This window comes from Jutongia huaianensis, from assembly GCF_014384985.1.
Lineage (GTDB): Bacteria > Bacillota > Clostridia > Lachnospirales > Lachnospiraceae > Jutongia > Jutongia huaianensis.
Genome location: NZ_JACRSX010000001.1, coordinates 155,321 through 180,857 on the forward strand (window position 1 = coordinate 155,321; position 25,537 = coordinate 180,857).

The following is a 25,537-nucleotide window of genomic DNA, read 5'->3' on the forward strand; positions in this document are numbered from 1 at the left end:
CATTTACTCTTTTCTCAACCAGCGGCGTTTTTTTTCCAGCCGCTTTTCTATCTCATTCAATCTTTTCTCCTGATCAGCGGGATCCATTTCATCCCAGTTTTCATCTTCCACAGCCTGATCCGGTCTCTCCGGAGATTCGATCGGGTCCGCTTCTTCTGTCTCTTTATCTGCCCCGGCCTCTTTTAATGTATTGGCAAGCAAAGCTGCAACAATTATAAATCCTGCCACAGCAAGACAAAGAATCACAATACATATTCCCTTTGTCAGACCTCCTGACTCCTCCGGATTTTCTGCCTCCCCAGACGTTGCTGCCGGCTGCGTAGCAGCATCTGTGACAGCATCATCCCCACTGTCTGTCCAGTCCAATGGTTGATCTGACGGATTCATAGCCGGCATAGAAACCTCCGGTAACTCTGTGGCTTCCTCCACCTGCTCTTCCTCTGCCTGTACGGGAGCCTGTTGTTTTTCCTGTTTTTTTATTTTTGCTTCATATTCTTTTTGGGAAATCACTTCGATTTCCAACGAAGCCGACCCAACAGATAATCTGGTATCCTGCTCCGCCTTCTTTATCTGGCGATACCGCTTCAATGCCACGGAGCTTGTCCCTGCTTTTCTTGCCCGAAACTGCAAAGAATATTTTATCTTCTGTGTCCCGGTATCCCGGTCCAGATCTTTGATGTGTATTTCATCATCATTACCGCTTGCAATACTCCCTCCCGTGATAAACTGCATGACATTCTGATTGTAAGAAAAATATCCTTCAAAACCATTGATCTCTTCATCAGAAGTCACGGTAACGATCACATAAAACACATCTCCCTTGACAATATCCTGCTGGGATTTCTGAATGGTAATCTGGGCAACAGCCGCCTGTGCCTCCGTTTTCATCATGGGACACCCCGCAAATACCAGAAATAAAAATATAAACCATTTTCTGAATCTGCTCTTCATTGCTGTGCTCCTTATCATTTTCTGTTATCAATGCAACTTTATTTTTTACGTTTTACCTTAATTTTGTACTTTCTGACATCCCCACTTTCCGCTTTGACCTTCACAACATACGTCTTCGATTTGACCTTAGGTGCCAGCTTCTTTTTACCGCTGCCGGACACCTTTGCCGCCGAACTGACCGGACTGGCATTGATGCGGATGGAACTGACCCTTTTATTGAGCTTAAGGCTATATGCCTCGTGACCATCATCCCCGGACTTAAACGGTGATTGAAAGGAATATCCCTTCACCGATAATGACTTGAGATAATTGTTGGTACTGACTGTCTGCTGTGTCTCTCCCGATGGCATCGGACATACCACTGATGGCATACCGGAATATACCGGAATGGAAAATACAAGACTCATATCTGCCTTGTCTGTACCATACGCCTCCGCTGTCTTTAATGCCTCACTCCACGGAGCCTCAATATTGGACATATACTGATGATTATAAGTATTATTGGCCGTCACATTAAACTTCTGGAGATATAATGTGTTTTGTCCGATATTAATGTAGTTACTGCCCAGATACTGTGCACCGCCAACGATCGCCTTATACCGCGTATTCCATGGACGCAGATATGTAGTATCCTTATTGGCCCACGCAAGACCGTTCGCTACTGCGCCTCCTGCTTTCGTACTATTGTTGGCACCGATATTGTAGAAATTGTAAATTCCCTCGTACCCTTTCACGGTACCAGATACGGAAGAGCTCATACTGGTTGATCCTGTTACAACCTCCTGCTTCACACGGGATGCCAGATGATACGGACTAACACTTGAAAGAGCTGCTGCATCCATAAATGTCTTGGAATATGTCGTCGTTACGGATTTTCCGGTATCGTCCACATATTCATAGGATGCTTTGTACATCGGTGTATTCTTTAGTACATTTTCTACACCACTCTGATTTTGTGCACCCTTCTGATATTCCAGGCTCTCAAACTGGAAAATGCCACTCTCATTCAGGAAGTTCCTTGGATCCATATAGTAACGGACTGCCTTCTCAGAAGCAGTTACCCATGTAGAACCATCAAACGGTATATATGTTCCTGTGGAAGCATTATATGCTCCCTCCTCCTGGGATTTCCAATCACCGGATTTACTGTTGGAGATCAGATTCAGTCCTACTCTGCCTTCGTTATCTACAGCTGTAGACCAGTCAATTCCCGTCTGATAAGCCTTAAAGCTCCACTTTGGATACTTCTCATGAAGAGCCTGCAGTGCAGTAATATAGCTGCTAGGGAAGCCCTGTTTGATCATTTCCTGTTTGAACTCTTTGTCATTAAGAACCGTTGTGCTTCCCGTACTGTTGTCTGTGCTATTGTAAGAAGGAGCTGCTGTATTTTCCGGTTCCGGTGTCTTTGCCGGTGCCGGAGTTGTCTTTTCCACAAAAAGATTTTCCTGCTCACCATTCACCACATCCTCAACCTGGACTGTTTTGAAGCGGACCAGATTTGCCGTCACATAACCCCGGTATACCTCTTTGTTATATGTAACATCCACACAAATATACTTCACACCGGAAACAATCTTCTCAGAAAGCATCAGAACCTCTGTACCATTTTTCATAATGATCGAAGTTCCATCGGCCTTCACAATCTCTGTTGACCCGGCTTTTTTCTTTAATGTAACCTGTCTGGAGGTCGAGATTACTCCCGGCATCGCTGACTGATAATCTGCTTTAATCGAATCTGCAGGCACATATCCTTCTGTTTTATCTCCATTGTAGGTAAAGGATACTTTGTAATACTTCACACCATACATTGTGGATTCCGAAAGGATATGGACCTTTTTATTTTTGGAGAGACGGACGGCAGCACCATCCACTCTCATAAGGCTTCCACTACGGACAGCTCTGCTTCGAACCAGCACAGCAGAAGGGTATGCCGTTCCATATACCTCAGAATTCATATCACCGCTCATAACAGCAAGATTTTTCATAGGAACATATCCCACCAGCTTTTGGGACTGCTTTTTTAAACGGATCTTATACCATTTTTTGTTCTGTGCCAGAATCGTAACCTGCTCTTCGTTTTTCAGTCTTACCGTTGTTCTGCCTTTTTTCAGACAGGCATAATTTGTCCCAGGTCCCTTGCGGACATTAAGGCTTTTTCCGGTGCGCACGGTACCCACAGCAGTAGCATATGTAATGCCGCCTCTCTGCTGTACCTTGCAGAATACAACGACACCCAGCAAAAATATGCCGGCAATGATCAATCCTTTATACCTTCTGTCCATTTTCTCCCTCATTTCTTATTTCAGCATCTGCTTTAAATCCTCTGTATCAAATAAATAATGTGAACCACAGAAATCACAGTTCACTTCCACCGGTTCTCCCGCATCGATCATCTCCTGAAGATCTTTCCTGCCTATACTTGCAATGGCGCGGGATACGCGCTCTCTGGAGCAGTTACAATGATATTGTGTCGGTATTGTATCAAGGAAATCAATATCCATCCCATCCATCAGATATCGAATAATATCCTCCGGTGTCATGCCCTGCTCCAAAAGCTTTGTCACCGAATCGACCTCTCCCAGCCGTTTCTCCAGACGGTCGATCACGGCATCATCCGCATTTGGCATAACCTGAATGATAAATCCTCCGGCCTGTTTTACATGGTTGTCCTTCTCCATCAAAACTCCCAGTCCCACAGAGGAAGGTACCTGCTCGCTGGCAGCATAATAATATGTCAGATCTTCTGCAATTTCTCCGGATACCAGATGTGTCTGACCATTATACGGCTCTTTCAGGCCGATATCACGGATCACATTTAAAAATCCCGGTCCAACTGCCCCGGAAACATCCAGCTTTCCTTTGCTGTTCGGCGGAAGCATTACCTGGGGATTCTTTACATATCCCTTGACATTAGCTGCAGCATCCGCCGTCACGGTAATACCGCCAATAGGACCGCCACACTCAATCTGAAGTGTCAGCACATCCTTATCGCCCTTCATCATGCAACCCATCATACTTCCTGCCGTAAGCAGTCTTCCCAGCGCCGCAGCCGCCACCGGACTCAGATTGTGAATCTCGCGTGCTTTCTCCACAAGTCCTCCTGTGGTACACGCAAACACACGAAGCTGCTGCTCTGCTGCAGTTGCTCTTACAATATAATCTTTATTTTCTGCCATTGTTCTTCACTCCTGTCACTCTCTGCAAAATGCAGAAATATTATTTCGTCTAAAAATAACTCTGTGTTTCCTAGGTTATTTATTTTTTACTACAAAGTATACCCGCTCACTATCCGGAGTCGCAGACTTTTTCGTAAATGCCTCATATACTTCACAACACTCCAGACCGCTTGTCTGAATCAACTGCCTCACCTCGTCCGGCTCATACGCTTTCTGGTAATGCAGCTCGTCGTACCGGGAAAACAGATCTCTTTCCTCGTCCTCCAGTTGATATACTGTCAAAAGATATTCATTGATCCCGGTATCCTCGTGATATTCATTTTCCCACAGGAAACTGGCATCATCACGATTCTCTGCAATCATACGGTTTCCCAGCACGTCCTGATAGAAGTGCCTGGTTTTCATGTCAAATACAAAAACACCACCGGCTTTCAGAAAGCGTTTCACCCTGTCAAACACCTTCTGCAGGTCCTGTGGTTCCAATAAATAATTCATTCCGTCGCACACGCAGTAAACCGCATCCACCTGATAAGGCAGATCCAGTTCTCTCATATCCTGCTGTATCAGCAACACATCCGGGATATCCTTGTCCCTTGCTACCATAAGCATATCTTCCGAGCAGTCCAGTCCTATAATACTGTCATAGCCCTTCGATCTCATGTGCTCTGTCATGGTTCCCGTACCACATCCCAGCTCCAGCAGTGTGCCCTCTGTGATTCCTTGTTCCCGAAAAATCCCATAAAGATACTCTGCCCACATGTCATATGGAATATTATCCATAAAAAGATCGTAACAATAAGCAAATCCGTTATAGGCATTTTCATTATATGGCTTTTCACTCATGTTCTTCGTCTCCACTCACTGTTGCTGTTACACCTGAAATTCCAGATAGATAATTTAATTTTAGCATACAAGAGCGGATATCGCAACCTACAATTCGTCCAAAGTCTTATAATAATGCGGCAGAAATTCCTGGCAGAATATATCTGCCTCCGGACAATCCAACGCCTCCACTGCCTTCTGCAATGTCTCCTTTGCCTTAAGGAACTCCTGATTGCCCGCCTTCTGCTCCTCAATACATTTGATCAGTGCGGAAAGCTTGTCCGCTGCCTTCACCAGCCGCCGTTCCTCCTCATCCGTCTCCGTTTCCAAAAGGTATGGCTCGTAGGCATCTCTCAGGTCTTTCGGAAGACGCTGCAGGAGACGTCTTGCCGCCCCTGCCTCAATCTCCTTGTAGGCCTCCTGTATCTTGTCGTTTTTATACTTGATCGGCGTCGGCATATCCCCGGTAATGATCTCTGTGCAGTCATGGTACAAACCGATCATGGCAATCTTTTCTGCCGGATACCGCCTGCCCAGACGTTTATTTCCAATAATTGCCAGTGCATGGGCGATCATAGCCACTTCCATAGAATGCTCACTGATATTTTCTTCGTAAGAGTTGCGCATTAAAGCCCAGCGGTTAATAAATTTCATCCTTGCCATCATAGCAAAAAATGTATTTTCTGATTCCATCCATAGCCTCCTCTATTGCTTTTTATCTTTGTCGATCATCTTCTGAATGTAGTATCCCGTATAGGACTGCGGCATCCTTGCCACCTCCTCCGGTGTGCCCTGGGCGATCACGGTACCTCCCCGGTCTCCTCCCTCCGGACCAATATCAATAATATAGTCGGCTGTCTTGATCACATCCAGATTGTGTTCAATAACAATAACAGTATTGCCCCCCTCTGCCAGACGATGCAGGATATCGATCAGCTTGTGGACATCTGCAAAATGAAGACCGGTCGTCGGCTCGTCCAGCACATAAACTGTCTTTCCGGTGCTTCTGCGGCTGAGTTCCGTAGCAAGTTTGATACGCTGTGCCTCACCTCCGGACAGCGTCGTAGACGGCTGTCCCAGCTTCACATAAGAAAGTCCCACGTCATATAATGTCTTGATCTTGCGGTAGATTGACGGAATCGGCTCAAAAAAGCTCATCGCCTCCTCTACTGTCATATCAAGCACTTCGAATATATTCTTCCCTTTATACTTTACATCCAAAGTTTCCCGGTTATATCTCTTGCCATCGCAGACTTCACATGGCACATAGATATCCGGCAGGAAATTCATCTCAATCTTGATGATACCGTCACCCTGGCATGCCTCGCATCGTCCTCCCTTGACATTGAAGCTGAAACGCCCCTTTTTGTAGCCTCTTGCCTTTGCCTCCTGAGTGGAAGCAAAAAGGTCACGGATCATATCAAATACTCCGGTGTATGTGGCCGGATTTGATCTCGGCGTCCTGCCGATCGGCGACTGATCAATATTGATCACCTTATCCAGCTGCTCCAGCCCCTCAACGCAGTCATGCTTCCCCGGAATAAAACGGGCACGGTTCAGCTTTCTTGCAAGCTCCTTATACAATATCTCATTGACCAGAGAGCTCTTTCCTGATCCGGATACGCCGGTTACACATGTCATAACACCCAACGGAAACGAAACATCAATATTTTTGAGGTTGTTTTCTCTGGCTCCGCGGACCGTGATCCACCCCGTCGGCTCCCGCCGCTCTGACGGTACCGGAATCCGGATCCGGCCGCTTAAATATGCTCCGGTCACAGATTCCTTACACTTTATGATATCTTTTACGCTGCCGGCAGCAACCACCTCACCTCCATGAGTTCCTGCTCCCGGACCGATATCCACAATATAATCTGCCGCATACATAGTATCCTCATCATGCTCCACCACGATCAGCGTATTGCCCAGATCCTTGAGTTTCTTCAACGTCTGGATCAGCTTGTCATTGTCCCTCTGATGGAGACCAATACTTGGCTCATCCAATATATATGCCACACCTACCAGACCAGAACCGATCTGTGTTGCAAGACGAATTCTCTGTGCCTCACCTCCGGACAGTGATCCTGTGGCTCTCGCCAGAGTCAGATACTCCAGCCCCACATCCAGCAGAAACTGCAGGCGTGCTTTAATCTCCCGCAGCACCAGCTTTCCAATGGCAAGTTGATGTGGTGTCAGCTCCAGACCCTGCATAAAATCCATCAGCTTGCTGATAGAAAGTTCTGTCACCTCAGCGATATTTTTGTCCCCGACAGTTACGGCCAGAGCCTCAGACTTCAGACGTTTGCCTCCACACTCTGCACATGGCGTGATCCGCATAAAACTCTCATATTCTTTTTTCATGCGCTCAGATCCACATTCCCGGTAACGTCTCTGGACATTTTTGATGACCCCCTCAAATGCAACATCATATACTCCGACACCTCTCTGTCCACGGTACTTCACCTTGACCACTCTGCCATCGGTACCGTGCATCAGCATATGACGGATCTCCTCCGGAAGCTCCTGATATGGAGTATTGATATCAAATCCATAAGAATCCGCCAACGCATCCAGTATACACCTGCTGTAGCTGCTGGTGTCCTTTGCTGACTGCCAGCCATTGACCACCAGTGCCCCCTCTGCCAGACTCAGGGACGGATCCGGGATCATCAGTGCCTCATCAAACTCCATTTTGACACCGATACCATGACAGACCGGACACGCTCCAAACGGATTATTGAAGGAGAAGGTTCTAGGCTCCAGCTCGTCAATACTGATCCCGCAGTCCGGACATGAAAAGCTCTGACTGAAGCTCATCTGTTCGCCTCCCGGAATGTCAACGATCATCAATCCGTCAGACAGTTTGAGTACATTTTCGATGGAATCCACAAGACGCTTCCGGATCCCCTCTCTCACCACGAGACGATCCACCATAACCTCTATATTATGCTTTTTATTTTTCTCCAGGGAGATCTCCTCAGACAATTCATATAAGTGACCATCCACAACAACACGCACATAACCGCTTTTACGGGCAGATTCAAACACCTTGACATGCTGGCCTTTACGCCCCCTCACAACAGGCGCAAGAAGCTGGATCCTGGTTCCCTCCGGAAGCTCCATGATCTCATCTGCCATCTGATCTACCGTCTGTGCATAAATCTCCTTGCCGCACTTTGGACAATGGGGAATTCCGATCCGGGCATATAGCAAACGATAATAATCATAAATCTCTGTCACCGTACCCACCGTAGACCTCGGATTCCGGTTTGTGGACTTCTGATCGATGGAAATCGCCGGCGGAAGCCCCTCAATAGAATCAACATTCGGCTTCTCCATCTGCCCCAGAAACTGACGTGCATACGAAGACAACGACTCCATATAACGACGCTGCCCCTCTGCATAGATCGTATCAAATGCCAAAGAGGACTTTCCAGAACCGCTAAGTCCTGTAAACACGACAAACTCATCTCTCGGCACGTCCAGATCGATCTCCTTGAGATTGTGCTCTGCTGCCTTGCGGATCTTTATATATTTTTGTAATTCTTTATGTTTTGCCATAATAAACCATGCCTTTCTACATGATAACCGTCTGTTTCTGATACGTTATCATAGCATGATTTATTTCGTTTTTCAAGTACATATGTTCGATTTTACCATTTCTGACAAAAACTCCCAATCATTAAAATATTTCTGTTTCCGGCCTTTCGCAGCAATACGGAGAATCCCCACGGTCCGTAACGATCCGGTATCCGATGGATTCCATACGGCGGTTCAGACAACCACGGCATTCTGCCGCCTCCTCCCCGGTACAGATCTTGTGATCATACAGGGCATATTTCTTTCTCACTGGCACCGGTGATAGATTAGGCATCACGACATTAGCCCCCGCCTGTATCCCCATTTCCCGTCCCAGAGGATGAATGGTTCCCAGTGCCGTGGTCGCTGGAAGCAACACTCTTTTTTCCTGAAGACGCAATAAGCTCAGCATAAAAAGAGTCAGTTCCAGACTTCCCTGCGTCTCCTTCGCAAAGGGAGTCCCCGCTGCCGGTACAAAAGGTCCGATCCCTACCATATGAGGCTTCAGTTCGTGAATAAATTCCATATCCTGTGCAAGCTGCTCCGATCCCTGTCCCGGGGATCCCACCATAAAACCACAGCCCACCTGATAACCGATCTCTTTCAGGGCATAAAGACATTCCTTCCTGTGGACCGGAGACATTTCCTCCGGGTGCATCGTGCGGTAATGGGCATCATCTGCTGTCTCATGACGCAAAAGATAACGATCTGCTCCCGCCTCATACCATCTGCGATATGTCTCTGTTGTCCTCTCTCCCACAGATAATGTAATGGCACATGCCGGATATTTCCGTTTGATCTCGCGGATCAGCTCCTCATACCATTCATCCCGGTAGAAGCCATCCTCTCCCCCCTGCAGGACAAAGGTACGAAATCCCAGCACCCAGCCTTCCTCACAGCAGGCCAGAATGTCCTCCATCGACAACCGGTAACGGTCTGCCCCCAGATTACTGCGGCGGATTCCACAGTAATAACAATCGTTTTTACAGTAGTTACTGAACTCGATCAGACCGCGGACATAAATATCCGTTCCAAAAACCCCCTGTGCCACGGTTCTTGCCTTCTGTGCCGCATAGTCCCGCAGTTTTTCATCTCCGTACGCAGAAAGGAGCGTGATCCACTCCTCACGCTCCAGACATTCCTCTTTCTCCAGCTTATCAATCAAACCAAACATATTGGATACCCTCCGTTGACCTTTTACTTTGCTGCCAGCTCCAACATTTTCTCCAATGGCTTGCAGGATTTTTCTGCAATTTCCAGGTCCACGATCATTTCCGGCTGCAGTGTTTCCAAAGCATTTTTTACCTTTTCTAATGTAATCTTTTTCATGTTTGGACAAAACTGACGATGTCCTACTGAATAGAACTTCTTGTCCGGATTCTTCTGTGCCAGTTCATAAAAGACACCCATCTCCGTACAAATAATAAACTCCTTTGCAGCACTCTCTGTCGCATAGTCTATGATCTGTGAGGTACTTCCAATGAAATCCGAAAGCTCCAGCACATCTCCGGTACATTCCGGATGGGTCAGCACTTCTGCCTCCGGATGTGCCTCCTTTGCCTTTAATAACTCATCCGCATGAATGCTTTTATGTACATGGCAGAAACCGTCATTGAAAATAAAATGCTTCTCCGGAAGCTGCTCCGCTACATAACGGCCCAGATTTTCATCCGGAATAAAATAAATATTTTTTGCTTTGAGATTACGCACCACCTTAATGGCATTGGAAGATGTCACGCAGACATCCGAATGTGCTTTCAGCTCAGAGGTGGAATTCACATAGCAGACAACGGCAATGTCATCCCACTCTTTACGCACTTCCTCAATCTTTGCCACCTCTGCCATATGTGCCATCGGGCAGTCTGCAAATTCATCCGCCATCACGACCTTCTTGCCGGGATTAAGCACCTTGGCACTCTCTCCCATAAAGGATACACCACAGAATATAATTGTCTGCTCCTTCAATTCAATGGCAAGCTTGCTCAGGAAATAAGAATCACCTACATAATCCGCAATCGCCTGTACCTCACCATCTACATAATAATGCGCAAGAATAACTGCATCCTGCTTTTCCTTTAACTCCAGTATCTCCTTTTTTAACTGTTCTATATTTGTCTCCTGCATTTTTCTCCTCTTTTCTGACGAAATCCGTATCCGTTGCATCCTTATATTGCGTGAAGATTTTTCAGTGAAATATCCATGATCGGAGCAGAGTGTGTCAGTGCACCACTGGACACATAATCTACACCCACGTCGATCATATTCTGAATGTTCTCTCTTGTAACATTACCGGAGCACTCTGTCAAAGCCCGGCCGTCAATGAGCTTTACAGCTTCTTTCATTTTGTCCGGTGTCATATTATCCAGCATGATAATATCGGCACCTGCCTCTACCGCTTCCTTTACCTGATCCAGTGTCTCCACCTCAACCTCGATCTTGTGCACAAAGGATGCGTATGCCTTTGCCATCCGGACTGCCTTTGTAATACTTCCAGCCGCACCAATATGATTGTCCTTGAGCATTACGCCGTCCGACAGATTATAACGATGATTGCTGCCACCGCCTGCCTTTACGGCATATTTTTCAAACAGACGCATATTCGGCGTGGTCTTTCGTGTATCCAGAAGTGTCGTGCTGCTGCCCTCCAAAAGCTTAGCGATCTCATGAGTATATGTGGCAATTCCACTCATTCTCTGAAGATAATTTAACGCTGTTCTCTCTCCTGACAAAAGCGCACGGATATCTCCTGTAACAACAGCCATAAGATCTCCCGCATGAACGAAGTCTCCCTCTTTCACCTTCATATCAAAAGCAACCGTATCATCCAGCAGCTCAAATACTCTCTGGAAAACCCACAGACCACAGATCACTCCATCCTGCTTACAGATCAGATCCACCTGTCCCTTCTGGTACTCCGGCATTACACAATTGGTAGAAATATCCTCACTTGTAATGTCCTCCTCCAACGCCAGACGGATATAACGGTCCGCATTCATCTTCATAAATGTTGTATCACTCATGTCTCTTTTTCTCCTTTTCAATTTCATTTAAAACTAACTGCTTATAATCTGCCTTCAGTTTCTCCAGATCCCCATAGGCTGACAGATCTGTCATTCCTGCAATATCCTTTGGCTCCGGCAGTTTTTTCTCTGTAATTTCCTTTGCGGAACGATCCGCAAACACCATAGATTCCAGAAGAGAATTACTTGCCAGACGATTTGCACCATGAACTCCGTTACAGGAGGTCTCACCTACCGCATAAAGACGTTCCATGGAAGTCATACTGGACAGATTCACCTTGATACCGCCCATAAAATAATGCTGTGCAGGCACCACCGGTACCGGCTCCTTTGTTACATCATATCCTTCCTCCAGACACCGCTGACAGATGTTTGGAAAATGACTGCGGATCTCCTCCTCAGGAATCCTCTCCAGTGAAAGGCGCACATATGGCATATCATCCTCTGCCATCTGCTTATGGATCGCTGCCGTCACCACATCCCTCGGCAAAAGTTCATCCACAAAACGCTCTCCCTTTTTATTGAGAAGGATTGCTCCCTCTCCCCGGACAGACTCAGAAATCAGGAAACGACGTCCCGGCTTCTCCGAATAAAGAGTCGTCGGATGGATCTGGATATAATCAATATGCTCCATTTCGATTCCATGACGCAGTGCGATTGCCAACGCATCTCCGGTAATGTGACGGAAATTGGTAGAATGCTTATAAAGCCCTCCCAGTCCACCACAGGCAAATACCGTATATCCTGCCTGTACAGTTCCAAGCGTTCCATCTGCCTCCCGGATCACCAGTCCTTCGCAGCCATCCTCTCCACAGATAATATCCAACATCATGGTATGGTCCAGAATCGTGATATTTTCTCTCTCCTGTGCTCTTGCCAGAAGCTTGCTGGTGATCTCCTTTCCGGTAATGTCCTCATGAAAAAGAATCCTGGGTCTGGAATGGCCTCCCTCTCTGGTAAACGCCAGTTCATCTCCATCTCTCTCAAAATCCACACCATAACCGATCAGATCCTGTGCAATCTGATTGGAAGAACGGATCATAACATCAACGGATGCTTTATTGTTTTCATAATGACCTGCTTTCATTGTATCCTCAAAATAACTGTCATAATCCTCCTCGCCTCGCAGCATACACATTCCGCCCTGTGCCAGAAAGGAGTCACTCTGATCCACCTCGTCCTTTGTGAGCATCAGTACCTTATATTGTGTCGGAAGCTTCAGAGCACAAAAAAGTCCTGCTGCCCCTGTACCTACGATCACAACATCTGTCTGTCTGTTCATAATAATCCTCATTTCTGATTTTATTTTAAATTAATTCATACATCTTTATCGAAAAACCACCATAGAGTGAAGCCCGGCATGAAAATTCAGGCTTTTTACCAATACACGGATCTCCGCCGTGCCGGTATCCTTTTCCTGCATGTCCACATCAAGCGGCCCCGGCCATTCATTGGAGGTTTCCGCCCGCAGCTCACCATTTACATAAACGCTGCACTGTCCCCAGACACTTTCAAAATGAAGCACCGGCAGCCTGCCGTTGATCCTATCCGGAATATGGGTTCTGATACGATATATACCATACTTTCCTTCCTGATCTTCAAAAATCGCCGGGGTTCCCGCCTTTTCATCTACCTGCACATCCATCCACGTATTCATGTCAAACTCGTCCACATGCATATTGACGTCCGGCTTCTCCTCGTAAAGCTCCGCTGTCATCTTCCAACCGGTCAGATACTGCTGGCGGATGCTTTCCACAAAAGGCTCCGTCTTTCTCGTAGAAAGAGGAATCATCAGGCTGCCAAACTCCACCTCCGGAGCTACTGCAGAGATCACCATCTGACTGGCACCCTCCTCCGCCTGAACAACTGCCTGGCATCTGCCGTTAAACAGACTCCTGTGACCTGATCCGAAATCCTCATGACAGGTAGGATCACCATTGCAGGTTCCAAGGATCACACCACCCTCTACATTAATGTCGATTTCAAAGGAAGCATCCGGTACTCCACGTCCCTTTTCATCCACGGCATAAATATTCACCGGCATCGCATCCCTGCCATCATTATACATTCCACGGTGCCATGGCACAATCTTTAACCGCACCGGCTCTCCCGTGGTGATTTTCACATCATGGGCTGCCTTGATCCCGTCCCGGTATCCGATCAGTTCAATATATCCCGGCTGATATGGCACCTGCCATTCTGCCTGCTCAAAAAGATCAATTTTCTTTCTTCCGTAGGATTTGCGGTTCACTATAAGCTCTGCTTCTTCGCAGTTGGTGTGGGACATCACCCGGATGATCTGTCCTTCTTTTCCGCGATGATTCCAGTGTGGCAGCACATGACACACCGGCTTTCCGGAAAAGATTGCCTTTGCCATATAAAAGGCATCCTTTGCGTAACCGCAGGTGTCCATCATTCCAAAATAAGAAGAAACAGACGGCCATGTATACGGTGTCGGTTCTCCAAGATAATCAAAACCGGTCCACATAAAAGCTCCCGCCATAAAATCCCTCGCCATAATGTCCTTCCAGGTCTGCCGGACCGTTCTGCCCCAGTCTGCTGCATGCTCATCATAGCTGCTGATCATATGCGTTTCCTCATTGTCCTCGTAACAGCTTCTTACAGAAAACGAGGATGTGGATTCACTGGCAAACACCGGCATATCCGGATGCTTCTTATGGAAGCTGTCGTACTGCTCTGTCTGATAATTAATACCACATACATCCAGAGAATCCACAGCACTTTCCTCCAGATCAATGCCTCCATGCATCGCTCCCGTCACAAATCTTGTATCATCCAGCGCACGGATCTCCTCCCGCATGGTATGCGCCATACGCCTGCCTTCCTCCGTTCCCTGCAAAGGCTCCTCATTAAAGATCGAATACATAATGACCGATGGATGATTTCTGTCACGAAGCACCATGGTCCGAAGCTGCTCCAATCCTTCTTCCGAGGTTTCAAAATTGCGATTCTCATCAATCACAAGCATACCCATTTTATCACAGGCGTCCAGAAGCTCCTTATGCGGCAGTCCATGAGCACATCGGTAAGCATTAGAGCCCATTGCCTTTAACCGCTCGATCCGGTACTCGTGTAACGAATCCGGCACCGCTACTCCTATCCCTCCAAAGTCCTGATGATTGCAGGTTCCAAATAACTTCACCGGACGACCGTTGAGAAGAAATCCCTTCTCCGGATCCATAGCAATCGTACGAAAACCACAAACGGTCCTGTCCGAATCCACCAGCTCGTCCTCCACAAAAACCTTGGTGATCACCTCATATATATTAGGTTCCTCTATATCCCACACCTTGGGATCCTCTATGGTAAACTCTGTCTCCACCTGGGACTCCTCCCCGGCCTCACAGATCACGCCTTCATTATTGATATTGACCTCCAGCTCCTGATCCGGGTCAACTAACGTGGTGGAGATCCTTACCTCTGTGTCCTTGTCCGTCTGGTTACACACATTGGTAAATAAATTTACTTTCCATGTATTCTCCGAAGTCTCCTCCATCCGTATGGAAAGTCCATACTGCGGAATATGGATGGGATTCTTGATGTTGAGCCAGACATGGCGGTATATGCCTGCTCCTTCATACCACCATCCCTCCCAGACATCTGCATCCACAAACACTGCCAGCACATTGGGTCTGGAGCCAAAATGTGCCCGGTCTGAAATATCGATCTGAAATGGTGTATAAGCAGAAAAATTCCGATGGATCACGGAACCGTTAAAATATACAACGGCGTGGGTAGCAACCCCCTCAAACTCTATGGTAAGCTCCTTATCCCGGTACTTTTCCGGAATTGCAAACACCTTCCGGTACCATGCCTTTCCACCGGATTTATATCCCCAGTTTGCCGCCGAAGCCTCTGAAAAAGGCTGTCTGACAGCCCAGTCATGAGGCAGGTTGACCGTCTCCCATTCTCTTGCGTCAAAGTCCTCCTGTGGTACTCCGGGACAGGCTCCGGCTTTTGAAGTATTATATATATAACTATGAGTCATCTGAAGCGGCTCTTTTACGTCTCCCGGATGGAAACTCCAATCCTTGTCCATAGACAAAGAAACTCTCGTACTCATATGCCAAACACCTCCGCATCTTCTTCTAATCATTAAAACATACCACCATCATAACGTCAAGAAAAACAGCAGATCATTCCCTTGAAATAATTGCAATTATACTCCCTTTGTAGTAAAATACAGTTAATGATCTAAATTATCAGCGAACGCCTTTCAAGACGAATAAATGAGAAAAGGAGAATACATATGGAGTTAAAAGATTTTATGGACTTAGGCAAATTGCAGAAAATTCAAGATGCTTTTTCCGATGCGACAGGACTTGCTGCAATTGCGGTTGGAAAAAACGGCGAGTACATCACAGAAGGCAGCAATTTCACAGATTTCTGTATGAAATATACACGTAATTCCGTAGAGGGCAACCGCCGCTGTGTAAAATGTGACAATGAATGTACCGGCACTTATTATTGTCATGCCGGGCTGATGGACTTTGCCATTGACATTATGCTGAACGATGAAAAGGTCGGAGCTATTATCGGAGGACAGGTTCTGCCACAGGAACCGGAGGACGAAAAATTCCGTCAGACTGCCCGTGAGCTTGGCATAAATGAGGATGCCTATGTGCAGGCAGTTCACCAGGTACCGGTAAGCACCGAAAAACGAATCCGGGCATCTGCTGAACTCTTAGGAGAGATCGTCAACCAGTTAGTAAATCTGGAGTATTTCCGTTACACGAACGGCGATCGCTTTACTCAGCTTCATAATGAAGTAATGCTCACTATTGATATCATTCAGGATATTAATGCCAATACACACTCTCTGAAATCCATTGCCAACAAGCAGAAAATGCTTTCTCTGAACGCTTCCATCGAGGCAGCCAGAAGCGGCGAGGCAGGCGTCGGATTTGCCGTTGTTGCAAAGAGCATGGGCGAGCTTTCTTCCCAGTCAGCTACCATTTACGGTGATATCGAAAAATCTGTTGCCGAGGTTACAAAGTCTGTCAATGATATTGCCGCATTATTTGAGCAGTAAAAGCAGATTAAATACATACAAAACAGGGTCTGCATTTCCGGTGTAACACCTGAAATGCAGACCCTGTTTTAGTATTGGACCGGATAACTTTTTATCTGTTATCCAAATTTATATTTATCTTCAGATATCGCGCCTCTCCTCCAGGATATCTCTCTTATTACATAGTAAATAACCGGCAACAAACAAAATAACTATGAAACCACACAACAAGACCAGACAAAGCTTTGGGTCCAATCCCTGTTTGGCTGCCGGAAACATGCGATACGGCATTCCCCAGTTTCCGAAAAGCACAAGGTTTCTTTTATATGTTGAGATCACCATACCCGCAAACAGGATTATAAATGCGCTGATTTCTGAAATTTTCATTGATAATGCCATCTGAATCGTCCCCAACAGAACTAAAAGCAAAACCGGCTGCACTACCGCAATACATAACAGCCTCAACAGACTGCACAGTAAAAAACTTTTTTTGGTAAAGACCATCGCCACAGACATTGTCAAATGGAGATTCAGGCTTGCACCATTCGCCAGTGTATACAAAGCAACAACCAGCATACATATTCCGGTATATACCACTGCATAGGTCACCAGCCACAAAAACTTCGAAATCCACCAGCGAAGCCTGCTGCCTGACCGGATAATGATCTGTGTGCCCATTTTTTTCAGATCATTCATGGGATAATTATTTAAACAGACCAAAAAGAGTACATAAAAGCAGATCCACCGAACCGGCATTTCAAAAAAATTAAAAATAGAAAACTTATACTGCTTTCCTCCCTGGATAAAATACATCCAGTAATCCATCCAGGTACCGTTTCCCAGCTTTTCATTGATACGCTGAAACTGTACAAGCTTGTAATGCATACCAATGCAGGAAAACAAAGAAATCATAACAGGAAGCACCAGATAAACAGACCGTCTTCCAATCCCCTCTGTCAGATCATGCTTGTACATTTTCCACATCTGCATTCTTCCACCCCTTTTCTTCTATCACTTCTCCGTTCTCCATCACAATAACCTCGTCTGCCAAAAGCTCCATCTCTGCCCGGTCATGGCATGCGATAATGATAATTCTATCCTCTGACCGCAAGCCCAGGATCAACTGACGGATTTCCTCCACACCATTTTCATCAATTGCATTGATCGGCTCGTCCAGAATGATAATGTCCGGCTTCCCCATAATCGCTGCAGCAATTCCAAGCCTTTGCTTCATTCCAAGAGAATATGCTCCGAACTTCTTTTTGGTACAATCCTTTAAGCCCACTTTTTCCAGCAGTTCCTCCAATTCACCATAGGAAATCCCTCCCTGAAGATCTGCCAGTATCTTCAGATTCTGCAATCCTGTATATTGTGGAAGAAACGCCGGATTTTCAATTAAAAGTCCTATACTTTCCGGCAGACTCATATCTTTATGAAGCACTTTCCCATTAATAATGATCTCTCCCTGTTCCGGATGGACCAGACCGGCAATACAGCGCATCAGCATCGTTTTTCCGCAGCCATTCTTTCCCTGCAGACCATAAATCTTTCCTCCATGAAATTCCAGATTGATATCCTTTAACACGGTTTCTTTTTTTATTTTCTTCGTCAGGTTTTTTATTGTAATATTCATCAATTTCTCCTCTTCAAACAATCAGCATGTTCCGTCTTTAACGTTTAAATGATCTTTTTTCTGTGACATCCTATCCACCAAAAAGAGAAAACACATAACAGTAGTAATATTCCAAAAATCCCTGCAATAAGAGGAAAATTCATATCCACCTTTGAATCTGCCATCATCGGATTAATAATTCCTGCAATAGAATATTTTTCCAATCCCAACTCCATCAGTAAATAGTCTGCAGACAGATACAAAATAAAAGGGAACATACAAATGATCAGGCGGTTCCGTGCAACAAAGGAAATCAACAAAGAACTCACTGCCAGCAAACCCCCACACAACATAATGATCAGCAGATACACTCCAAAATACAGCCACGGCTTTGAAAAATACCACTCTGCCATAAACATTCTATTCGTAATAAAGTTGTGCTGTGCCACTTCATTCGGTTTCACTGCCGGAAGATACAATGCATTGACAGCAAAACTTAATATGTAGGTCAATGTTCCTCCCACAGCCCCTGAGCAGAATGTAACGATCATTTTTGCCGTCAGATACTGTGATCTGCTGACTCTGCTGTATATCTGCCTCAAATACCCCGTGGTCTCATCTTGAAAATACGACCATCCGAAAGGCAATGCCGCTAATACCGGAAGAATATAGAAATAGACACTGTTCCAAAATGTGTATGCTTCTCCACCAATAAATCCTTCATACAGGCATGCCGGATATACGGTATTGAAATCGGGGTTATCTGCCATATATTTCAGCTCTTCCGCCCCCATAACTCCTCCCTGTCGATATCCCACATACCATATACAAAACGACAAAAAATGTCCCAGTGCGATCAGAAAAGAAAACAACACAACCAGCTTCGTTTCTCTGCTTCCGGCACATCGTTTTGCTTCAAACCGGATCATTTCTTTCACCCTTATCCCCTCCTTCTATTTAACACGCAGAAATTTTCCATAGGAATATTCTCCCTTTTTAAAATCTACATCCTCATATGCTCCAATGGCAAAATTCAGATAAAGCGCTCTTTTCTCAGGTTTCCATTTTGCTTTGTCTTTCGCATAAACATTGTCTTCCACCAAATACCCCAATAGTACAGTCGAGTCTGTCCCCTCCTCAATTTTACACAAACTGCTGTTATTGAGAAACTGAAGATGTTCTCCTGCTTCTGCATAGATATTGCCATCCGTTTCATGTCCATTGTATTTTACTAAACCGGGCTGAATCGGTATTATTTGTTCCTGTCCCGACAGATTTTTTACATGTAATCTGATCCATACAATAACCGCATCCTCCTCATTCAACCCCCGAATCACATTTCCCTTTTTGTCCAAATAATGCTGCAGTGTCTCTTTATCATCACCCTTTAATTTTTTTACATCCACTTTTCTGGAAATATCATAGGAATCTACAGAAAATGTCACTCCTTTTTCGCAATAGGTTCCGCCGATTTCCTGCATGGTTCCCTCCTTAGTGTCTTCTTCCCATTCAATTGGTTCATATCCCACACCCACCAGCTGGTCGTAATAATCTCTCTGTTTTTCGCTTGCTTTCTCGTATTTAATGGAATTTAAACGAATACGTTGAATATTGGGATATCCAGACACCAAAATCGATATATCCTGATTTGCCAGGTCATCATATATCTCTTTTTTAATGTTTAACTCATTTAATGTATAGACAAGCGTAAAAGAAAATACATGTCCCGGCTGAATAGACAAGCCACCAAATCCGTTCAGACTGCTAAACAGATCCTGCGGAACCCCATTATGATACCCCTCTCCTATATAGATATGGAACGTCGTCAGATTAATATCTCTCACTTTTTGAGAACAATTTTTAAGAGTCATCCGTGCACATAAAATATACTTATCCTTCACAAATGAATCCAGTTGTCCCGCATTTCGATAATACATACTCCATGTTGAAAAATATTGCGTAGTATTCCTGTACTTTGCCAAAAAAGCCGGCGTATCATAAAGTGTCGCATCACTGATAGATATCTCCATATTTTTAGTCCGGGCAGTTTCCTTCTCGTTTACATAATGAACCCTTGCCTTGTCATTGTCTGCATTAACGAATATAACACGGATCGCATATATTCCCAGCAAGATTATCATAAACAGATATCGTTTCCAGTGCTTTTTCTTCTTTTGCATTCCTTCGCCTCTTTCTTATAGAGGCGGCCAAAATAATTTTGGCCGCCCACTCTTTTGTCTTTCAAATTTTCCGTCTCGTAACCTTATCAACCTACAACGTATGGATATGACTGAGATGTATCCGGACTCCAAAATCCACTGGTAATTCCTGAATTTGCGTTAATACGTACTCGTAATCGCACCTCTTTATCTGAATTTGCGACAAAATTATTACGAATGCATGAATGGGTCAAATATGGAACTGTCACAAAGCCATTAGAAGCCTCTACATTTCTATTATTAGAAGTATGTTTTCTAATCATAATAGATGATGCCTGCCCCTCAGAAGCAATCGCATAGACATATCCCTTAGGTATTTCTGAACCTCCATGATCTTTAGCTCTCCAATCCGTAGTATTAAAATTGCCATCTTTTGATGATTGATATGTATAAAGTTCATTTTTACAATCAGCCTTCACATCTGTTGCCATACTGCCTGTCAGGCTTAACGCTGCCAATAAACCTGCAATGACTACATTTTTCCAAAATATTTTTCTCATTTTTCGTTCCTTTCTTTATTCATAAAAAATTTAATTAGTATATTGATTTTTTTCATTAATCTGTTATAATGTAACCGTTTGTTTATCGGCGTTCTTTTTTCTATATCTACCACTTTTTTATAGAAAAAGAACGCTTTTTACAATTTTTTCTCTGTGTATTATATAATAACACATTCTCTCACCTCCTTCGCCCAATAAAACAACAACTCGGCACGATTATATTTCGTTTTATACTTTATATACAATAGTAGCATTGATACTTCTTATTGTCAATTCATTTTTACTTTTTATTAATCATCACTTACACTTTTTGAGTACAAAAAACTCCACACACAGCGTACGCCATGTGTGGAGCCTGATTTTTATTATAATGCCGATGCCCGGAATTGCAATCTGCTTTTGCCCCTTGCATCATATTAAATTACATAACGAGACGAACCTCGGTCACAGGAGTCAGCTTGTCAGCCGGGATGTAATTATCCTCGAACTTCTCGCCATTCACATAGAATTCCTTGCAGCCGCTCTCTGCACCGTTTGGATTCTCAACCTTGATCTTAAGCTTGCTTCCACGGAAATTCTTCTCCATGGTAAACTCTTTCCAGTCACTCGGAATAGAAGGAGCGATACGGATACCATCCAGATCAGGACGGATACCACAGATACCTTCTACGCAGCCTACCATACATGTAGATGCGGTACCTGTCAGCCAGTGTACATGAGAACGTCCATGGAATGGGCTCTCATCACCCTCTGTATACTGTCCGTGTACATATGGCTCCAGCTTACGGATCTCTGCCTTGTCATTCTGTGAAGAAGGTGAGCTCTCCTCGAAATACTGGAATGCCTTGTTTCCATGTCCCATCAGAGACTCTGCAAGAATGATCCATCCCTGTGTCTGGGAGAAGATACCACCATTCTCCTTTGTTGATGGAGGGAACAGACCAGCCAGTGCGCCATCAAAGTAATGATCTACATAGGAAGGAGCCATTACCTTTGCACCATAAGCGGTATTCAGCTCACGGTCTACAGACTCCAGAGCCTTCTCTGCCTGATCCTTGGTAGCCAGACCGGAAATAACGGCCCATGACTGTGGGTTCAGCCACATACTTGCCTCCGGATCCTTCTTGGAACCGATAAGCTCTCCGGTATCCTTGAAGCCACGGTTGAAACGGTCATCCTCCCACCAGAGCTTGTTGATCTTGTCACCGATCTCTTTCTGGGTCTTGTCCAGATAAGCAATATAATCGGTATCATTCTTCTTCTGTGCGAAAAGACGCATGATAGAGAATGCATAATATAACTGCATTGCTACGAAGGAAGACTCACCCTGTGCACCCAGACGCAGACAGTCATTCCAGTCAGCGTGAAGACCGGCCGGAAGACCATGTGGTCCCAGATGATTCATGGAGAAGTCGATCGCTCTCTGCAGATGCTCATAAACAGTTGCTTTCTTATCTACGTTAGACCAGGTGATCTCCTCATCCATAAATGCCAGATTACCTGTCTCTGAAACATACTTAAATACAGTAGGGAAAAGCCACAGTGCATCATCTGCACGATATGCAGGATGTCCTGTCTCTCTTACATAATCCGGATCATCCGGTGTACCCTCATGACCGGCACGCTCATCATGATCGAAACGAACCAGTGGAAGTCCACCACCATTGTCTACCTGAGCAGACAGCATGAAACGGATCTTGTCCAGTGCAGCCTCAGGATCTGTATGGATGACACCCTGAATATCCTGAACCGTATCTCTGTATCCATATCCGTTACGCTCACCACAGTAGATAAAGGATGCAGCTCTTGACCATGTAAAGGTCAGGAAGCACTGATATGCATTCCATGTATTTACCATGCTGTTGAAAGCAGGGCTTGGTGTATCAATCTTGAAATTATCCAGCTTAGAATGCCAGTAATTCTTTAACTCGGCAATCTCTTTGTCACAGACAGAAACATCCTCGTAGCATGCAAGGATCTTGTCTGCATCAGACGCCTTATAACGGCCCAGTACAAATGCAAGCTCCTTTGACTCGCCCGGAGCAAGCTCCAGTGCAGTATGAAGTGCACCACAGCTGTTCTCATTGTAGTTGAGAACGCCGTCACACTCACCACGCTCTACAGCAACCGGATTGCCATAATCGTGATACATACCAATGAATGCTTCCTTATCACCATTGTAAGAAGTAACCTTCTGACCTGCCATGCCGAAGAAACGCTCTTTACCGTTGCTTCCGTCCGGACCCTTATACCAGTTCAGGTTGATCTGCTGCAGGATCTTGTTGCCAAGGAATAATGTGTTGGTAGTACACAGGGAATACTGCAGGTTTACCTGATCCTGATTGTAATTATCATCATTGGAAAGCTCCGCATAACCAAATACAGAAATCTTACGTGGCTTGTCTGTGGTATTTGTCACCTTACATCTCCAAACCTCATAAACCTTTCCAAGGGGTACATAATAATCTGCCTGAGTCTTGATGCCTGCATACTCAGAAAACATTGTTGTATATGCAGTACCGTGATGAACCTCACTCTTGTACTCGTTCAGATCCTTGCCAACCGGCTGCCATGAAGCAGACCAGAAATCAGCAGTCTCATCATCTCTGATGTAAATGTAACGTCCCGGTGTATCATCGCTGTTGAAGTGATAACGCAGGATACGGCCGTTCGCACCGCTCTTTACAAAGCTGTAACCACCCGCATTGTTAGAAATGATCGCACCATACTCCGGAGAACCAAGGTAGTTACACCATGGAGCCGGTGTATCCGGTCTGGTGATCACATACTCGCGGTTCTTCTCATCAAAGTAACCATAATTCATGAAAATATCCTCCTCTTTCTAGTAACGGCTTTCGCCATTTTCTCATATCCCCATTATACGACACCCTTAAAAAAGGTGTCAACAACATAAACGTCATTTTCTAACAGTATTTTGATATCTTGTCACTATTCACGGATAGATTTTTCAAGGAAACTACCACGTAAGCTTGCTTACAAGTGGTAGTTTGTTTGGAAAATCAGCCGTGCAGGCTGTTACCACCCACACCCGCAGACAGGGGACCGCCTGACTTTGGCGGACTCTAGCCGCTGTTTTTGCGGCGGTCTGGGGGCTGTGGTGGGAACTCCGTGAATAGTGCTGTCTAACGGAAAGTCATATGAAACCTATCACAAACTTCACACAAGCTTGCTTACAAGTGGTAGTTTGTTTGGAAAATCAGCCGTGCAGGCTGTTTCCACCCACACCCGCAGACAGGGGACGCCTGACTGCGGCGGACTCTAGCCGCTGTTTTTGCGGCGGTCTGGGGGCTGTGGTGGGAACTCCGTGAATAGTGCACATTCACGATTGTGAATCCTCCCTTTCCGTGATAATATGGTCATAACAAAGGATATTTACGGAGGAATTTTATGAAATTAGATGTCTTAGGATTATTCGCCGCCTGCTCCTACGCACTGGACTGTGTCGAGGCCGAATTAGTTCACGTAACCAATAAACACGCCAAACGTGTTGCATATATGAGTATCTGCACGGCAGAACAGATAGGCATTTCCGGAAAGCCCCTGCAGGATCTGGCCGCCTGTGCCCTTCTCCATGACAATGCGCTGACGCAGTATATTCAGGAGGAGCTTCACAGCGACATTGCCCAGGCTGCCGTTTCACAGCAGTTTCCAAATTTAGGCCTGCACTGTTCCTTTGGAGAAGATAATGTCATTAAGCTTCCATTCCACACGGACGTTACTAATGTCATTCTTTACCATCACGAAAATGCCAATGGCAGTGGTCCTTTTCATAAAAAATGGGACGAAATCCCTCTTTTTGCCCGGATCATACATTTATGTGATCTTCTGGATGTCATGTGCCGTGCCACAAGCTTTACCACCGATACCTGGCAGCGGGCAAATGATCTTCTCCTCAAAATAAACGGTTCGATTGCTGATGAGGAATGTGTTCATGCCTTTATTCAGGCATTTCCCGAAAAACATTTTCTGACTCTTGGGGACGATGATCTTGATGCAAGGCTCTGGGCAAAGGTTCCACGCATCAAACAAGATCTTAACTTTACACAAATAAAATCCCTAGCTGATTTTTTTGCACAGATTGTCGATTATAAATCCCCATTCACCAGCACACACTCCATTGGAGTAGCGGAACATGCCAGAAAATTATCTCTCTTTATGGGATTAGAGCAGGAAACCTCCGAAAAAATGTATCTTGCCGGAGCACTTCATGATATTGGCAAGGTTGCCGTAGGAAACGAAATTCTGGAGAAACCCGGCCGGCTGACCGATGAAGAATTTACAATTATGAAGCATCACGCTGCTTATACCTACTATATATTATCTGAAATTGATGATTTTGAAGAGCTGCGTGACTGGGCAGCCTTTCACCATGAAAGACTGGACGGAACCGGTTATCCCTTCGGCCGCTCTGCTGATGAATTAAGTGTTCCGGAACGTATGATGTCCTGTGTGGATATTTATCAGGCATTAACAGAAAGCCGCCCTTATAAGCAAGGCATGTCCCATGAAAAAACCTGCAGCATTCTGCAGGATATGGCAGACAAGGGCTGGCTTGATCCGGATATCGTCACTCAGGTTGATCTCTGCTTTCAAAAAGAACAATAA

Annotated in this window: 19 protein-coding genes; 2 read left to right on the top strand and 17 right to left on the bottom strand. The window is 45.4% G+C overall.

Annotation, left to right across the window (positions count from 1 at the left end; all coding sequences use genetic code 11):
• Positions 1-3: 3 nt before the first annotated feature.
• From H8704_RS00700 to galA, 11 genes are all read right to left on the bottom strand, one after another.
• Positions 4-951: a cohesin domain-containing protein gene (locus H8704_RS00700; protein WP_249296913.1), complete on the bottom strand. Its 948-nt coding sequence runs from the start codon at positions 949-951 to the stop codon at positions 4-6.
• A gap of 38 nt (positions 952-989) precedes the next feature.
• Positions 990-3,233 carry a hypothetical protein gene (locus H8704_RS00705; protein WP_249296914.1) on the bottom strand — a complete coding sequence of 748 codons (2,244 nt, stop codon included), beginning with the start codon at positions 3,231-3,233 and terminating at the stop codon, positions 990-992.
• Positions 3,234-3,248: 15 nt separating this feature from the next.
• Positions 3,249-4,127 (bottom strand): Hsp33 family molecular chaperone HslO, encoded by an 879-nt coding sequence (gene hslO, locus H8704_RS00710; protein ID WP_022464918.1) that lies wholly within the window; start codon positions 4,125-4,127, stop codon positions 3,249-3,251.
• Positions 4,128-4,202: 75 nt separating this feature from the next.
• The gene (locus H8704_RS00715; RefSeq protein WP_249296915.1) at positions 4,203-4,970 is read right to left on the bottom strand and encodes a class I SAM-dependent DNA methyltransferase; all 768 of its coding nucleotides are present in this window, start codon (positions 4,968-4,970) and stop codon (positions 4,203-4,205) included.
• Between the two features lie 87 nt (positions 4,971-5,057).
• Complete coding sequence (yfbR, locus tag H8704_RS00720; protein ID WP_249296916.1) at positions 5,058-5,642, bottom strand: 5'-deoxynucleotidase; 585 nt, start codon at positions 5,640-5,642, stop codon at positions 5,058-5,060.
• A 12-nt stretch (positions 5,643-5,654) separates the two neighbouring features.
• The gene (gene uvrA / locus H8704_RS00725; protein WP_249296917.1) at positions 5,655-8,510 is read right to left on the bottom strand and encodes an excinuclease ABC subunit UvrA; all 2,856 of its coding nucleotides are present in this window, start codon (positions 8,508-8,510) and stop codon (positions 5,655-5,657) included.
• A 121-nt stretch (positions 8,511-8,631) separates the two neighbouring features.
• The gene (gene hydE, locus H8704_RS00730; protein ID WP_249296918.1) at positions 8,632-9,702 is read right to left on the bottom strand and encodes a [FeFe] hydrogenase H-cluster radical SAM maturase HydE; all 1,071 of its coding nucleotides are present in this window, start codon (positions 9,700-9,702) and stop codon (positions 8,632-8,634) included.
• 23 nt (positions 9,703-9,725) lie between these two features.
• Positions 9,726-10,652: a quinolinate synthase NadA gene (gene nadA, locus H8704_RS00735; RefSeq protein ID WP_249296919.1), complete on the bottom strand. Its 927-nt coding sequence runs from the start codon at positions 10,650-10,652 to the stop codon at positions 9,726-9,728.
• A 41-nt stretch (positions 10,653-10,693) separates the two neighbouring features.
• Positions 10,694-11,548 carry a carboxylating nicotinate-nucleotide diphosphorylase gene (gene nadC, locus H8704_RS00740; RefSeq protein WP_022464924.1) on the bottom strand — a complete coding sequence of 285 codons (855 nt, stop codon included), beginning with the start codon at positions 11,546-11,548 and terminating at the stop codon, positions 10,694-10,696.
• Entirely contained in the window at positions 11,541-12,830 is a 1,290-nt protein-coding gene (locus H8704_RS00745) for an L-aspartate oxidase (RefSeq protein WP_249296920.1), read from the bottom strand. The genes nadC and H8704_RS00745 overlap by 8 nt, the downstream gene beginning before the upstream one ends.
• A gap of 45 nt (positions 12,831-12,875) precedes the next feature.
• Positions 12,876-15,632, bottom strand: coding sequence for a beta-galactosidase GalA (galA, locus tag H8704_RS00750; RefSeq protein WP_022464926.1), 2,757 nt, complete (start codon positions 15,630-15,632; stop codon positions 12,876-12,878).
• A 186-nt stretch (positions 15,633-15,818) separates the two neighbouring features.
• Between galA and H8704_RS00755 the strand changes: the two genes are divergently transcribed.
• Complete coding sequence (locus H8704_RS00755; RefSeq protein ID WP_249296921.1) at positions 15,819-16,601, top strand: PocR ligand-binding domain-containing protein; 783 nt, start codon at positions 15,819-15,821, stop codon at positions 16,599-16,601.
• A gap of 120 nt (positions 16,602-16,721) precedes the next feature.
• Here the strand turns inward: H8704_RS00755 and H8704_RS00760 are convergent, their stop codons facing one another.
• From H8704_RS00760 to H8704_RS00785, 6 genes are all read right to left on the bottom strand, one after another.
• Positions 16,722-17,570, bottom strand: a complete 849-nt coding sequence (locus tag H8704_RS00760; protein WP_249296922.1) for a hypothetical protein — start codon at positions 17,568-17,570, stop codon at positions 16,722-16,724.
• Positions 17,542-18,213: an ATP-binding cassette domain-containing protein gene (locus H8704_RS00765; protein WP_022464929.1), complete on the bottom strand. Its 672-nt coding sequence runs from the start codon at positions 18,211-18,213 to the stop codon at positions 17,542-17,544. The genes H8704_RS00760 and H8704_RS00765 overlap by 29 nt, the downstream gene beginning before the upstream one ends.
• A 44-nt stretch (positions 18,214-18,257) precedes the next feature.
• Positions 18,258-19,130 carry a hypothetical protein gene (locus H8704_RS00770; RefSeq protein WP_249296923.1) on the bottom strand — a complete coding sequence of 291 codons (873 nt, stop codon included), beginning with the start codon at positions 19,128-19,130 and terminating at the stop codon, positions 18,258-18,260.
• Between the two features lie 15 nt (positions 19,131-19,145).
• Positions 19,146-20,372, bottom strand: coding sequence for a hypothetical protein (locus H8704_RS00775; protein ID WP_249296924.1), 1,227 nt, complete (start codon positions 20,370-20,372; stop codon positions 19,146-19,148).
• Between the two features lie 86 nt (positions 20,373-20,458).
• Positions 20,459-20,911, bottom strand: coding sequence for a hypothetical protein (locus tag H8704_RS00780; RefSeq protein WP_249296925.1), 453 nt, complete (start codon positions 20,909-20,911; stop codon positions 20,459-20,461).
• Between the two features lie 421 nt (positions 20,912-21,332).
• The gene (locus H8704_RS00785; RefSeq protein WP_118677130.1) at positions 21,333-23,735 is read right to left on the bottom strand and encodes a GH36-type glycosyl hydrolase domain-containing protein; all 2,403 of its coding nucleotides are present in this window, start codon (positions 23,733-23,735) and stop codon (positions 21,333-21,335) included.
• A gap of 584 nt (positions 23,736-24,319) precedes the next feature.
• Here H8704_RS00785 and H8704_RS00790 point away from each other — a divergent pair.
• Positions 24,320-25,537, top strand: coding sequence for an HD-GYP domain-containing protein (locus tag H8704_RS00790; protein WP_249296926.1), 1,218 nt, complete (start codon positions 24,320-24,322; stop codon positions 25,535-25,537).